Annotated in this window: 13 protein-coding genes; 11 read left to right on the top strand and 2 right to left on the bottom strand. The window is 61.0% G+C overall.

The genetic code is table 11. The features are described 5' to 3' along the window. The first annotated feature begins 120 nt into the window (after positions 1-120). Positions 121-1,101, top strand: a complete 981-nt coding sequence (locus J5289_RS03450) for a complex I NDUFA9 subunit family protein (RefSeq protein WP_209182524.1) — start codon at positions 121-123, stop codon at positions 1,099-1,101. A gap of 280 nt (positions 1,102-1,381) precedes the next feature. Further along, positions 1,382-1,549 carry a hypothetical protein gene (locus J5289_RS03445; protein ID WP_162854759.1) on the top strand — a complete coding sequence of 56 codons (168 nt, stop codon included), beginning with the start codon at positions 1,382-1,384 and terminating at the stop codon, positions 1,547-1,549. 122 nt (positions 1,550-1,671) lie between these two features. Here the strand turns inward: J5289_RS03445 and J5289_RS03440 are convergent, their stop codons facing one another. Next, positions 1,672-2,469, bottom strand: a complete 798-nt coding sequence (locus J5289_RS03440) for an undecaprenyl-diphosphate phosphatase (RefSeq protein ID WP_111216172.1) — start codon at positions 2,467-2,469, stop codon at positions 1,672-1,674. 276 nt (positions 2,470-2,745) lie between these two features. Between J5289_RS03440 and J5289_RS03435 the strand changes: the two genes are divergently transcribed. The 5 genes from J5289_RS03435 to J5289_RS03415 all read left to right on the top strand — a co-directional run bounded on the left by J5289_RS03435 (position 2,746) and on the right by J5289_RS03415 (position 7,771). Continuing rightward, positions 2,746-3,438, top strand: a complete 693-nt coding sequence (locus tag J5289_RS03435) for a glutathione S-transferase family protein (RefSeq protein WP_111216170.1) — start codon at positions 2,746-2,748, stop codon at positions 3,436-3,438. 11 nt (positions 3,439-3,449) lie between these two features. After that, entirely contained in the window at positions 3,450-4,634 is a 1,185-nt protein-coding gene (queG, locus tag J5289_RS03430) for a tRNA epoxyqueuosine(34) reductase QueG (protein ID WP_209182523.1), read from the top strand. After that, complete coding sequence (locus J5289_RS03425; RefSeq protein ID WP_209182522.1) at positions 4,622-5,494, top strand: SDR family oxidoreductase; 873 nt, start codon at positions 4,622-4,624, stop codon at positions 5,492-5,494. The genes queG and J5289_RS03425 overlap by 13 nt, the downstream gene beginning before the upstream one ends. A gap of 491 nt (positions 5,495-5,985) precedes the next feature. Further along, the gene (locus tag J5289_RS03420) at positions 5,986-6,348 is read left to right on the top strand and encodes a septal ring lytic transglycosylase RlpA family protein (RefSeq protein WP_142823718.1); all 363 of its coding nucleotides are present in this window, start codon (positions 5,986-5,988) and stop codon (positions 6,346-6,348) included. Between the two features lie 133 nt (positions 6,349-6,481). After that, positions 6,482-7,771, top strand: coding sequence for an RsmB/NOP family class I SAM-dependent RNA methyltransferase (locus J5289_RS03415; RefSeq protein WP_209182521.1), 1,290 nt, complete (start codon positions 6,482-6,484; stop codon positions 7,769-7,771). Between the two features lies 1 nt (position 7,772). Here J5289_RS03415 and J5289_RS03410 read toward each other — a convergent pair whose 3' ends face one another. Further along, entirely contained in the window at positions 7,773-8,276 is a 504-nt protein-coding gene (locus J5289_RS03410) for an HPP family protein (protein ID WP_209206831.1), read from the bottom strand. Positions 8,277-8,535: 259 nt separating this feature from the next. Between J5289_RS03410 and J5289_RS03405 the strand changes: the two genes are divergently transcribed. The 4 genes from J5289_RS03405 to J5289_RS03390 are packed head-to-tail and all read left to right on the top strand — an operon-like array spanning position 8,536 to position 13,546. Then, positions 8,536-9,765: an imelysin family protein gene (locus J5289_RS03405; protein WP_209182836.1), complete on the top strand. Its 1,230-nt coding sequence runs from the start codon at positions 8,536-8,538 to the stop codon at positions 9,763-9,765. A 43-nt stretch (positions 9,766-9,808) separates the two neighbouring features. Continuing rightward, positions 9,809-11,350 carry a di-heme oxidoredictase family protein gene (locus J5289_RS03400; RefSeq protein WP_209182835.1) on the top strand — a complete coding sequence of 514 codons (1,542 nt, stop codon included), beginning with the start codon at positions 9,809-9,811 and terminating at the stop codon, positions 11,348-11,350. After that, a complete protein-coding gene (locus J5289_RS03395; protein ID WP_209206821.1) occupies positions 11,350-12,453 on the top strand; it encodes an imelysin family protein in 1,104 nt (367 codons plus the stop codon). The genes J5289_RS03400 and J5289_RS03395 overlap by 1 nt, the downstream gene beginning before the upstream one ends. Further along, positions 12,401-13,546, top strand: coding sequence for a DUF1513 domain-containing protein (locus tag J5289_RS03390; protein WP_209206823.1), 1,146 nt, complete (start codon positions 12,401-12,403; stop codon positions 13,544-13,546). Before J5289_RS03395 ends, J5289_RS03390 begins: the two co-directional genes overlap by 53 nt. The last annotated feature ends 4 nt before the right edge of the window (positions 13,547-13,550 follow it).

Here is a 13,550-nt window from a genome sequence, read left to right as displayed (position 1 = left end):
CCTTGCCGTCGACATCGGGTAGAAAACAGCAGCGCTGATGGCACGGCAGGCCCTTCACCTCGCGTGGCGATTCGGCTAAGACCTTTGCGATCAGCACCATAGCCTTTCGAGGAATTTGCCATGACACTGTCCAACCTGCCGCCGCTTGTCACCGTGTTCGGAGGGTCCGGTTTCGTCGGACGGCATGTCGTGCGGGTGTTGGCGAAACGCGGTTATCGCATCCGCGTCGCCGTCAGGCGGCCGGATCTTGCAGGCTTCCTGCTGACTGCCGGCAATGTCGGACAGATTTCTGCCGTACAGGCCAACCTGCGCTATCGCGACTCTGTCGACCGCGCCGTCGAAGGCGCGCAGTTCGTCGTCAACTGCGTTGGCATCCTGTCGGAGAGCGGTCGCAACACCTTCGACGCCGTGCAGGAATTCGGCGGCCGGGCGATTGCCGAGGCCACCCGCGCAGTCGGTGCCAAGCTCACCCATATCTCGGCGATCGGAGCCAACGGTGGCTCGGCCTCCTCCTATGGTCGTACCAAGGGCAAGGCGGAAGCCGCAGTGCTGTCGATCGTGCCGGATGCGATCATCCTTCGGCCGTCGATCGTCTTCGGACCGGAAGACGGCTTCTTCAACAAGTTTGCCGATATGTCGCGCCTGGCTCCTGCCCTGCCCCTTATTGGCGGCGGCAAGACGAAGTTCCAGCCGGTCTATGTCGAGGATGTTGCCGAGGCCGTCGGCCGCGCGGTCGATGGCAAGCTGACACCGGGTACGATCTACGAACTGGGCGGTCCCGAAGTGCTGAGCTTCCGCGAATGTCTCGAGACCATCCTCAAGGTCGTAAACCGCAAGCGGCCGCTTGTGTCGATCCCGTTCGGCGTCGCCTCGATGATCGGCAGCGTCGCCTCGATGATACCGTTGATCACGCCACCGATCACACCGGACCAGGTGACGCTGCTGAAGGTCGACAATATCGTGTCGCCGGAGGCAGAGGCTGAAGGCCGGACATTGGCTGCAATGGGCATCCGCCCGACCATGCTGACCTCGGTGCTCCCCTCCTATCTGGTGCGCTTTCGTCCTCACGGGCAGTTCTCCGGAACAGGCAAAGCCGCCTGAGGTTCATAAAATAAATTTTAAATGCCCTCGACGCCGTTTGCGATTTCGCAGACGGCGCCTTTAGTTTGTGGCCGGAAAACGGCCTCTTTCGGGCTTTTCGAGCGGTTGTCCACCGCGCAGCGTTGCCCAAAAGACGCAGCGCCGGAATACTCGAATTAACGGGAAATTCAGCAGGAACCTTTATTGCTAATTTCCATTCCACTGATTAACAAAACCGCGCGACGGACGACGTCCCCAAGGGTCTCAACGCGCGCTATTCATTGCGGAAAGGTATTTTTAGATGGGCAAGTCAATCGCACTTCTCTTCGTCTGTGCGGCTCTGGTTATCGTTGCCGGTTCATTCATGGCACCGAACAGTGTTGCCGCACTCAAGGGGGAGTGCTCGCCTGCTTATGGCGTCGATCCATGCAGCACCGGCTCCATCGATTCCGCATCGATCGCCCACTGATAACGAAAAGAAGCCGGCGCATGACCACCGGCTTCCTGACTTCTACCCCCCGGAAATAGCTAAATCAAAGCAATCGCCCTATCGCATCCGCGCCATCAGGCGCGAATGCTGGAAGTCTTTGATCAGCGAACGATGCCACCTGCCACCAGACCGAGCAGGATCGCGCCGAGAATGATGCGATACACGGCAAACACCGTGAACCGGTTGCTCTGGATATAGGAGAGCAACCACTTGACGGCGACAAAGGCAACGACCGTCGAGACGATGAAGGCAATCGCCAGAGCGCCCCAGTCCTCGCCTGCCGCTCCGCCGTCCTTGAATGTCTTCAGCAACTCATAGCCACTGGCCGCATACATCGTCGGAATACCGACCAGGAAGGCGAATTCGGTCGCGGCGGCACGATTGCCGGTACCGGCCAGCATGGCAACGAAGATCGTTGCACCCGAGCGCGACGTGCCGGGAAAGATGCCAGCGACGATCTGGGCGATGCCGACGAGGATCGCCACATACCAGGTGATGCTCTTGTATTGTGGCCGACGGGCTGCAGCCCACTCGGCAAAGATCATCCAGATGCCGCCGACGATCAGCGCCCAGGCGATTGGCGTAACTGTTTCAGGCAATTCGAAGCCCAGCTTCTTGACGATCAGCCCGAGCACCGCAGTGATCAGGAAGGCGACGATCAGCTTGGCGGCATAGGATCGGTTGCGTGGATCCCGCCAACCGAGCACCAGATCCATCAACCGGCGCCAGTAGATGAAGGTCACGGCGAGAATGGCGCCAGCCTGGATGACGATATTGAAAAGTTCCGACCGGGCGCCGAGCCATTGCTCGGCGATGATCAGGTGGCCGGTGCTCGAGATCGGCAGAAACTCGGTGATACCCTCTATAATGCCAAGAAGCGCAGCATTGATGTAGTCCATGAATAGTCTCCAGTTGGGATTCGCTCGATTGGAGGGGTGGGCGGGGGCAAAAACGGGATCCGTTTTTATCGATATGATGCGCTGTCGATAGGGCCGCCTATCGGCCCTTGATAGTTTCTTCAGCCATCTTGTGTCCTATGTCAAAGGGCGGGTGGTCCGATTGGCTTGTGTTGCCGGGACCAAACTTCTATAGCTGCAACAAACAGGTCATGACTAGGGCAGCCACACGACAAGCCACGCCCAAGCCCTTCATCAATCCCATAGTTCAGAGTTTACATGCCGACTCTCTATCATCATTCCATGTCATCCGCGTCTCGCTTCGTACGACTGATCCTGTCGGAATACGGGTTCCACGCCGATCTGATCGAAGAACAGACCTGGGAAAAGCGTCATGATTTCCTGGCGCTCAACCCGGCCGGGACACTGCCGGTCTATGTCGACGACAGCATGCGGGCATTGTGCGGCGCTACTGTCATTTCGGAATATCTCGACGAGACGCATGGTGTGCTGAAACGCGATCGGCGCCTGCTTGCCGAAGATCCTTTCCAGCGCGCCGAGATCCGCCGGCTGACTGAATGGTTCCTCCTGAAGATGGAGCAGGACGTAACACGGCCTCTCGCGCGCGAACGGGTCTACAAACTGCAGATGACGGCTGCCCAGGGCGGCGGCGCTCCCGATTCGAAGATGATGCGCACAGCCCGCGCCAATATTCGCCAGCATCTGAAATACGTGACCTGGCTTGCCGGTTCGCGCCAGTGGCTGGCCGGCGAGCGGATGAGCTACGCCGACCTTGCGGCGGCGTCTTCGATCTCCGTGCTCGATTACATGGGCGAGATCGCCTGGGCCGAGGTGCCGATCGTCAAGGACTGGTATCAACGCCTGAAATCGCGGCCTTCCTTCCGGCCTCTGCTCACCGAGCGCGTCCGTGGCCTGTCGCCGGTCTCCCATTATACCGACCTGGATTTCTAACGGGGCGCGCCATGCCTGAGGCGACCGAAGATCCAACGACAAGGCCCGACAAGGCGGCGGCCCGAAGCCGGAGCCTGAAGACATTCCTCCAGCAGGAAGCCCTGCGACTGGGCTTCGATCTCTGTCGGATTACCGGTCCGGACTCCATTCAGGAGGCCGGCCCGCGGCTCGGTATTTACCTCGACGAGGGTTTCCACGGAACGATGGACTGGATGGCGGAGACACGGGAGCGTCGCGCCAGTCCGGTTGCCCTCTGGTCAGACGTGCGCTCGGTCGTCGTATTCGGGCTGAACTACGGGCCGGACGAAGATCCACGCGGCATCCTTGGCAAGCCGGACAAGGCTGCGATTTCGGTCTATGCCCGCAACCGCGATTATCACGATGTCATCAAGGGGCGGCTGAAGGAGATTGCCACCCGTTTCGCGGCGCGCTCGAAGGAAGACGTCAAGGTCTTCGTCGACACCGCACCGGTCATGGAAAAGCCGCTGGCGGCCGCAGCCGGGCTGGGCTGGCAGGGAAAACACACCAACCTCGTCAGTCGCACGCATGGCTCCTGGCTGTTTCTAGGGTCAATGTTCACCACGGCAGACCTTGGCAGCGACGAGCCGGAGAGCGACCATTGCGGTTCCTGTACCGCCTGTCTTACGGCTTGCCCCACCGATGCCTTTCCAGCTCCCTACCAACTCGATGCGCGCCGCTGCATTTCCTACCTGACGATCGAGCACAAGGGGCCGATCGACCGACAACTGCGGCCACTCATCGGCAACCGCATCTACGGCTGCGACGATTGCCTCGCCGCCTGCCCCTGGAACAAGTTTGCAGCAAGCGCCTCCGAGATGAAGCTGGTGGCACGGGAGGATCTGCGGGAGCCGTCGATCGCCCTCCTGCTCGGCCTTGACGACGCAAGCTTCCGCAGCTTTTTCAGCGGCTCGCCCATCAAGCGTATCGGCCGCGACAGGTTTACGCGTAACGTCCTGATCGCTGCCGGCAATTCGCGCGACGGGACATTGATCGAGCCATGCCGGCGGCTTGCCGACGACAGCGCGCCCATCGTGCGCGGCATGGCGGCCTGGGCCCTGGGTCGACTGATGACGGCTGGCGAGTTTGCGCTATTTGCTGCAGAAAGGCCGGACGATCTCGACGAAGAGGTGCGCGAGGAGTGGCGCGCTGCAAGGATGATGTCATGCACACAATGATTTTCGGCTGCGGCTATTCCGGCACAGCCATCGCCAAAAGTTTTTCGGGCCCGCAAAACACCGTCGTGGGTACGACCCGCGCCGAGGAAAAGCGTTTGGCGCTTGAACGGCAAGGAGTTTTGGGACTGTTGTTCGACGGCGAAACGCTGGATCCGCGCCTTCTCGACGAAATGCGGAAGACAACCCACCTCGTGCAGTCGATTGCTCCCGGGCAGGCGGGGGATCCACTGATCCGGCTGGCGGGCGAGCGCATCGCGACGCTGATGCCCGAGTTGCAATGGATCGGCTACCTTTCGACCGTCGGCGTCTATGGTGACCACAAGGGTGCATGGATCGACGAGGATACATCGATAAGGCCCGTTTCCGACCGATCCGTCGAGCGGGTGGCCGCAGAGGACGGATGGATGTCCATCGGCGACAAACTCGGGGTGCCGACAGCCGTGCTGCGGCTCTCCGGTATCTATGGTCCGCGCCGCAACGCCTTCTGTAATCTCGAAAAGGGTACGGCACGCAGGCTCGTGAAACCGGGCCAGGTATTCAATCGCATTCGCGTTGAAGACATCGGCGCCGCCAGCCGTTTCCTCGCAGATCGCGCCATTGGCGGCATCTTCAATGTCACCGACGACGAACCCGCCCCACCGCAGGACATCGTGGCGGAAGCGGCAAAGCTCATGGGCATTGCCCCGCCGCCGGAAACACCGTTCGAGACGGCCGAACTATCCCCGATGGCGAGATCCTTCTATGGGGAGAACAAGCGTGTATCGAATAGCCGGCTGAAGGCGCTGGGCTTCCATTTCAGCCATCCCGAGTACCGCGCATCGCTTGCCGAACTCTGGTCATCCGGTCGCTGGCGCGGCTGAAATCGTGTTCGTCCATGGGTGAGCGAATGCATTTTTTCGCGTCATGATTGACGAGACCCGCATTTTCTCCCAAGCGCACCGCACTCGACATCGCTGGAAAAGCCATGGATCGCATGCGATCAAAGGGTTGAATTTTCCTACTTAGAAGCTTTTCTGGATGAAAAGTGCTGACAGCAAAGGTTAACGGCCTCTAAATTTGCGCAACTAAGGCAATGAATATGACGCTCGCGCAAAAGAAATTTCAGAAATATCGTGAACTCCCGGCCCGCGCCTGAGCCGGCAGAATAATCATCTGATTTCTCGCTGATTCCATTCATTTTTTTCCAAAAAACAGACAATTTGATTCACATCTTCTTTTGTCGGCTTCACAACGAATATTACTGACTGTAATATTCCGTGATCGAGTGCAGCACTTTTTCGCCATTTTTCGCCGGATTTAAGCCCCTCGTCGTTCAAGCACGGCGCTCAACAACGTCGAGGGTAAATCTGTTTTGAATATTATCTCCCGCATTCTAGCGATCACCGCAACTATATCAGCTTGCGTTGTTATCAATCCTATTACAGCATCGGCAGCAACGGGCTGTGGAGGCGCATCCTGGTATGCAGCACATTCCAAGACCGCTTCCGGCGAACGCATGAATGCTTCGACGCTGACCGCTGCCCATCGCTCGCTGGCCTTCGGGACCCGTATCCGCGTTACCAACAAGAACAACGGCAAGACGGTTGTCGTCCGCGTCAACGATCGCGGTCCATTCATCCGCGGACGCGTTCTCGACCTCTCCCGCGCTGCCGCACAGGACATCGGCATGGTTGCTTCAGGCACCGCCAGCATCTGCTATTCGGTCGTCACCTGAGCCACATGTCTGCTCCAAAGCTTGCTCTCCGCGTCAATCGCGGCTACCTAGCCGCTTGAGACAGCCCCTTGCTGGCAACCCGACGTTGGTCGAGTACGTCACGGGGACCTAAAGATATCCGGGAGAAGAGTACATGCGTCTGGGCGGCAGGCTTCAAGGGGCCATTGAGATCCTTGCCGATATCGAGGCCCGCAAGCGACCTGTCGCCGACGCGCTAAAGGACTGGGGATTGGGTCACCGTTTCGCCGGATCGGGCGATCGGGCTGCAATCGGAAATATCGTCTACGACGCACTTCGCATGCGTCTATCCCATGCCTACCTCATGGACGATGACGGCCCTGCCGCTCTTGCCCATGCCGTTTTGTTTCGCCAATGGGGCGTTACGCCCGAAAGCCTGGCGTCAGATACGGAGGGCGACCGCTTTGCGCCCGAACCGCTGAGCGATGCCTCGGTTGCCGCATTTGCAAGCCGCTCACTCGCCGATGCCGAAGGCTATATCCAGGGCGACATCCCGGAATGGACGCAGGCGTCTTTCGAAACGGCATTTGGTTCCGACTGGCTGGCCGAGGCAAAATCGCTGGCCGAGCGTCCCACGCTCGATCTTCGCGCCAATGCACTCAAGTCTTCCCGGGAAAAGGCTGCCAAGGCGCTTGAACGGGTGGGCGCTCACCCCGCGAAGATCGCCCGATACGGCATCCGAATTGCCGCAGGCGAAGGTGCTTCCCGTCTCCCTAACGTCACGGCTGAGCTTTCGTTCCAAAAAGGTTGGTTCGAAGTCCAGGACGAAGGCTCGCAAATCGTTGCAGATCTGGTCATGCCGGCGGAAGGCGATCAAGTTCTCGACTATTGCGCCGGCGGAGGCGGCAAGACGCTCGCTATGGCTGCGGCGATGAACAACAAGGGCCAGGTGCATGCCTACGATTCCGATCGGAAGCGACTGGCGCCCATCATCGAGCGTCTCAAGCGCGCAGGCACCCGCAACGTTCAGGTCCACGACGACAAGACCAGCCTAGCCGCGCTCGTCGGTCGCTTCGACAAGGTATTGGTCGATGCTCCCTGCACCGGAACCGGCACCTGGCGGCGGCGGCCGGACACCAAATGGCGGTTGACGCAAAAGAACCTCGATGAGCGGATCGGCCAGCAGCACGACGCCCTACTGCAGGCATCCGAATATGTCAGGCCGGGCGGTATTCTTATTTATGTGACCTGCTCCGTACTTCCGGAAGAAAACGAGGCTCAAGTTCAGCGTTTTACCACCGACAACCCGCAATTTGAGATCATCGAGTCGCTGAGTTCGTGGACAGCGCTGTTCGGTGCGGACGCACAGCAGCCGCGCTCGTCGGATGGCAAGACGATCACGCTGACGCCCGCCTCCACCGATACAGACGGCTTCTTCTTCTGCCGGATGCGTCGCAATCCGTAATTCAATCCACCCGCAGCGGATATTGATGTTTCGGCGGGATGGCATGATGCAGAACGGCAATGGCGATCAATGCCAGCGCGCCGACCACGACGACGGTGAATAACAGACCCGCCGAAAGGTGGGAGGCGAAGGTCACCAACGGCACCGCGCCGGCCGGCGGATGGGTAACGCGCAGCAATTGCATGGCTCCGATCGCTACGCCCACAGCGATGGCCGCCGTCCACCAGAGGCCGGGCGCAACGGCCATGGCGAGGCTGCCGATGGCGGCGGCAATGAGATAGCCGCCGAACACATTGGCAGGCTGTGCCAGCGGGCTCTTCGGCTGTCCGAATATCAGCACGGCCGTGGCGCCGAACGGTGCGATCAGCAGCGGAATTCCCGTCATGATCGCCAACGCCCCGACGGCAAGCATGCCGACGCAGGCGCCGATACCGGCCTTTAACTGCCCGTGCCAGTGGCCCGTGGGCTCGTGGCGGTGAATGAAGTGTCTTAAATGGCGATGGATCATGGCGAACTTCTAAAGTTTCGGTTTGAACAGCGTTTTGCGCCGCAACGCCCTGCTTTGCAAGCAAAGGCGTTTCGCATTTTGGGCATCCCAGGGACAGGCCGCGCTTAAATTCATTCCAAACTAGAGTGTTTGACACCACTTTATTTTTCGGCCATGAAGCCATCGCCCCAGTTTCCGATGGCGCAGACAGTCGCTGTAGAGGATTACGATATTGAAAATCAGATTTTACGCCGCCTTGGCGCTCGCCGCTACCTCCATGACCGCCTACGCTCTTCCGGCCCGCGCTGCCGTCGATGAGGCTGCCATCGTCAAGCATTATGCAGACGTCGCCCATGCGAAGTACGAGGATTCGCTGACGCTCGCAAAGGCGCTCGACAAGGCCATCGATGCGCTGATCGCGACGCCGAGCAAGAAGACGCTCGACGCTGCCCGCGCCGCATGGATCAAGGCCCGCGTTCCGTATTCGCAGTCGGAAGTCTACCGCTTCGGCAACAAGATCGTTGACGACTGGGAAGGCGACGTGAACTCCTGGCCGCTGGACGAAGGTCTGATCGACTATGTCGACAAGTCCTACGGCACGGAAAGCGACGAAAATGCCCTTTATGTCGCCAACGTCATCGCCAACAAGACGATCAAGATCGATGGCAAGGACGTCGACGCGTCGCATCTGACGCCTGAGTTCATCACCTCGCTGAACAGCGCAGGCAAGGTCGACGCGAATGTCGGCACCGGCTACCACGCCATCGAATTTCTGCTGTGGGGCCAGGACCTGCACGGCACCGGCCCGGGTGCCGGCGAACGTCCAGCCACGGACTACGACGTGAAGAACTGCACCGGCGGCAATTGCGATCGCCGCGCCGAGTATCTGAAGTCGGCATCGACCAAGCTGGTTGCCGATCTCCAGACCATGACCGACGACTGGGCGCCCGATGGTGCTGCCACCAAGGAAGACGAGAAGGACCCGAAAGCCGGTATCGTTGCCATCCTGACCGGCATGGGCTCGCTCTCCTATGGCGAGCTGGCTGGCGAACGCATGAAGCTCGGCCTGCTGCTACACGATCCGGAGCAGGAGCATGATTGCTTCTCGGACAATACCTACAACACCTATAACAACGACATCGTCGGCATCCAGTCGGCCTACACCGGCAACTACACGCGCATCGACGGCACCAAGATGAAGGGTCCCTCGCTACACGAGCTGGTGGCCGAGAAGGACAAGGCCGTCGATAAGGAAATGATGGCCAAGTTCGCCCTCACCCAGAAGGCGGCCGATGCCATGGTCAAGCGTGGCGAGACCGTCGAGAAGTACGACCAGATGATCGGCGAAGGCAACTCCAAGGGCAACGCCGTTGTCCAGAGCGTCATCGACGGGTTGCTGGACCAGACCAAAAGCATCCAGCGGGTTATCGCTGCGCTCGACGTCGGAACGGTCAAGCTTGAAGGTTCTGACAGCCTCGACAACCCCGGCTCCGTCTTCAAGAAGTGATGAAGAAGGGCGGTGGCACGATGCCGCCGCCCTTTCGTCCAATATGACAGACCATCCTGGCCGTCGCATTTTCACCCTCGCACTGCTGGCTGCTGCGCTTGGCTGCAGCGGATTGCCGGTGGCTGCCGACGGGATCGATGCACCTGCGGTCCGCACCGACCTGACGCCGGCGCAATTGAAGCGCGTGCAGGCCGTGACCCGCCCGACGACGGACTTCTCCCGGGCGGAGACCTATGAGACGATGGAAAGCGGCGCCGGGACGTCGACTGCTGCCGTCAACGATCAGGCCTTCTCCCAGCCTCCGACCAATCTCGATCCGGCACGCGCGCTCGACTTTCATCTCGGCAACGCGCTGTTCCGCCAGCTCTGGGTCTCCTCGCCGTCATCGACGCAGGCGACCGATGGCCTCGGGCCGCTGTTCAATGCCCGCTCCTGCCAAAGCTGTCACATCAATGACGGCCGCGGCCACCCGCCGGAGACTTCGGGCAGAGCTGCCACCATGTTCCTCCGGCTGGCGCGGCCGGCAAGAACAGCCGAGGAGCGCCAGGCCTTGGCGGACGCCCGTGTCGTCAATTTTCCGGACGCAACCTATGGCACCCAGCTTCAGGACACGGCAGTGCCGGGGCTTGCAGGCGAGGGTCAGGTCGCTGTCGACTACACCGAACATGCCGTCACCCTTGCAGGTGGCGAGACGGTATCGCTCCGCCAGCCGCGCTATTCCGCCACCGATCTCGCCTATGGCCCGCTCGGGCCGGACACAACGCTTTCGGCGCGCGTCGCCCCGGCCATGCTCGGGCTTGGGCTGATCGAGGCCATTCCGGATGCCGATATCCTAGAGCATGCCGACCCCGACGACCGCGACCATGATGGCATTGCTGGCAAGGCTGCGATCGTGCGCGACAACAGGACCGGCAAGCTTGCGCTCGGACGCTTCGGCTGGAAGGCGCAGAATGCCACGGTGCGCGACCAGTCCTCGGCTGCCCTCGAAGGCGATATCGGCATCTCCAACCCCGACAGGCCGAACGCCTATGGCGATTGTACCGCCCGGGAGCCGCAATGTCTGGCCATGCCTGATGGCGTGCAGAAGCGCCTCGGCCCGACGGAAGCCCCGGAGGCAGTGCTCGATCTCATGACGTTCTATTCCGAGAACCTCGCCGTGCCGGCGCGCCGCAAGCCCAGCGATCCGACCGTGCTGCACGGCAAGGAGATGTTCTACGAGTCCGGCTGCATTGCCTGCCACACGCCGAAATTCGTCACCCGCAGCGATGCCGGCACCGAGGCGCAGTCCTTTCAACTTATCTGGCCCTATTCCGATTTCCTCCTCCACGACATGGGCGACGGTCTCGCCGACGGCCAACCGGTCGGCGTGGCGAGCGGCAAGGACTGGCGCACCCCTCCGCTGTGGGGCATCGGCCTGACGAAAACCGTCAGCGGCCATACCTTCTTCCTGCACGACGGCCGTGCGCGCAGCCTGACCGAAGCCATACTCTGGCATGGCGGCGAGGCGACAAAAGCGCGCGACGCATTTGCATCCCTGTCGAAAGACGATAGGCAAGCCCTGATCACCTTTGTGGAGTCCCTGTGATGCACCCCTGGAAATTTCTAGCTGCTGCCCTGCTGTTGACAAGCGCTGCTATGCCGGCCCTTGCGGAGACGCCGGCGCCTGGTCCCATGAACGACGCGGCTGTCCCCGGCGTCATGCAGAAGGCGGTGGATGATGTCATCCGCCCCGGCTATGCCAGGATGCACGCGTCCGCAGAGGCGCTTTCGATCGCGATGACAGGTCTTTGCAAAAATCCCTCGGCGCAGGCGGAGACGAGCGCCAAAGCTGCCTTCACCGACACCATCACAGCCTGGTCCATGATCGAGATTGTCCAGGTTGGCCCGGTTCTCGACAAGAACCGCTTCGAGCACATCCTGTTTTACCCCGACCGCAAGGGCATCGGCATGAAGCAGGTGCAAGCGCTCATCGCCAAGGCCGAAGAGAAGGACACCACAGTTGCCGATGTTGCCGCCAAGAGCGTTGCGCTGCAGAGCCTGACGGCGCTGGAATACGTGTTGTATGGCAATGGCTCCGAGACGCTTGCCACCGATAAAAACGGCTTCCGATGCCGCTATGGCGCGGCCATCGCCGGCAATATCGCGGAGGTCTCCGGCGATATTTCAGCCGAATGGGACGACCCGAAGGGCGTACAGGCCTCCTGGAAGACACCCGGCAAGACCAGCGACGATTTCATGGACAACAAGGAAGCCATCACCGCGCTGCTCGGCATCCTTGTCCACGGGGCTGAGAACGTCCGCGACCAGCGGCTGGAGACATTCTACAAGGGCGACCCTGCGGCGGCCCGACCGCACATGGCCATCTACTGGCGCTCCCGAAACACCTGGCCCTCGGTGAAGGCCAACCTCGAAGGCTTGCAGGCTCTGTGGCAGAAAGCTGGCATGACCGACCTCCTGCCGCCGGGCAAACACGATATCGCAGCGAAGATAGACACGAGACTGAGCCAGTTGATCGCCACCGCAGGCTCGATCAATCCGGATATCGAAGCCGCCATCGCCGACCCCTCCGAGCGCGGCAAGATCGATACTCTGCTTGCCGAAGCCCGCTTGCTGGCGACCGATCTCTCCGACGGCTATGGCGTGGACATCGGTCTGTCGGCCGGCTTTTCGTTTGCTGACGGAGACTGAGGCCTTGCGCAGCGCGCTCATCGATCGCCGAAACTTCGTCAAGGCTGCCGGAATCGGTTTCCTCGCCTGCCTGCGACCGGGCGCGCTGATGGCACTGGAGCGGGCCGATGCGGTCTATGCATCGGGCATCCGCGCGGCCGACGGCTCCTTTGCCGTGGCGACCGTGACCGAGCGCGGCGAGATCGTCGATCGCGTGGCGCTTCCCGCCCGCGCCCACGGCATGGCCTTTTCGAATGCGACCGGCCATACCGTTGCCTTCGCCCGCCGCCCCGGCACCTATGCGATGATTTTCGATCCTTTCGGCAAGACCGAGCCGATCGTCATCGCCGCAGCTCAGGGGCGCCATTTCTACGGCCATGGGACATTTTCTCCGGACGGCCGGTTGCTCTATGCCAGCGAGAACGACTTCGACAACAATCGCGGCGTCATCGGCCTCTACGACGCCCACAATCGGTTCTCCCGCATTAGCGAATACCAGACCTTCGGCACCGGGCCGCACGACATGACGGTGTCGGACGACGGCCGTCTCATCGTCGTCGCCAACGGCGGAATCGAGACCCATCCGGAATTTGGCCGCACGAAGCTCAATCTCGACCACATGGAACCGTCGCTGACGCTGATTGACGCGGCCACCGGAGCATTGGTCGAAAAACACGGCCTGCCGGCGGAATATGCCCAGGTATCGACGCGTCACGTGGATATAGATGCCAGTGGCAGGATCTGGTTTGCCTGCCAGTACGAGGGCCCGCGCAATTCGCTGCCGCCTCTCGTCGGTCACTTCGCAAAGGGCGAGGATCTGACATTCGTGACGCTGCCCGACGACACGACGCGGGCACTCGGCAACTATGTCGGCGCCATTGCCGTCAACCGGCACGAACATCTGGTCGGCGTCACCTCGCCGGTCAAAGGCACGGCTGTCACACTCGATGGCCGCACGGGTGCCGTATTGAAAGTCGAAAGCATCGACAACGCCGCCGGTATTGCGCCCGGGGCGGATGGCTTTGCAGTCTCCTCCTACGACGGCACTTTCGGTGTTGCCCGTAGCGATGTTGCCTGGGACCAGCATATCGTGGGGATCGGCCAGCCGGTGTAGCCGT

Source organism: Rhizobium sp. B230/85 (assembly GCF_019355735.1).
GTDB classification, from domain to species: domain Bacteria; phylum Pseudomonadota; class Alphaproteobacteria; order Rhizobiales; family Rhizobiaceae; genus Rhizobium; species Rhizobium rhododendri.
Note: the sequence above shows the minus strand (reverse complement) of the source record. Positions and strands in the feature narration are given on the sequence as shown.

Bases quoted from the DNA above. Each gene is read 5' to 3' on its own strand.
- J5289_RS03435 (WP_111216170.1), top strand. From the start codon at position 2,746: ATGCCGACTCTCTATCATCATTCCATGTCATCCGCGTCTCGCTTCGTA.
- J5289_RS03450 (WP_209182524.1), top strand. From the start codon at position 121: ATGACACTGTCCAACCTGCCGCCGCTTGTCACCGTGTTCGGAGGGTCC.
- J5289_RS03415 (WP_209182521.1), top strand. From the start codon at position 6,482: ATGCGTCTGGGCGGCAGGCTTCAAGGGGCCATTGAGATCCTTGCCGAT.
- queG (WP_209182523.1), top strand. From the start codon at position 3,450: ATGCCTGAGGCGACCGAAGATCCAACGACAAGGCCCGACAAGGCGGCG.
- J5289_RS03395 (WP_209206821.1), top strand. From the start codon at position 11,350: ATGCACCCCTGGAAATTTCTAGCTGCTGCCCTGCTGTTGACAAGCGCT.
- J5289_RS03425 (WP_209182522.1), top strand. From the start codon at position 4,622: ATGCACACAATGATTTTCGGCTGCGGCTATTCCGGCACAGCCATCGCC.
- J5289_RS03390 (WP_209206823.1), top strand. From the start codon at position 12,401: ATGGCGTGGACATCGGTCTGTCGGCCGGCTTTTCGTTTGCTGACGGAG.
- J5289_RS03440 (WP_111216172.1), bottom strand. From the start codon at position 2,469: ATGGACTACATCAATGCTGCGCTTCTTGGCATTATAGAGGGTATCACC.
- J5289_RS03445 (WP_162854759.1), top strand. From the start codon at position 1,382: ATGGGCAAGTCAATCGCACTTCTCTTCGTCTGTGCGGCTCTGGTTATC.
- J5289_RS03400 (WP_209182835.1), top strand. From the start codon at position 9,809: ATGACAGACCATCCTGGCCGTCGCATTTTCACCCTCGCACTGCTGGCT.
- J5289_RS03405 (WP_209182836.1), top strand. From the start codon at position 8,536: ATGACCGCCTACGCTCTTCCGGCCCGCGCTGCCGTCGATGAGGCTGCC.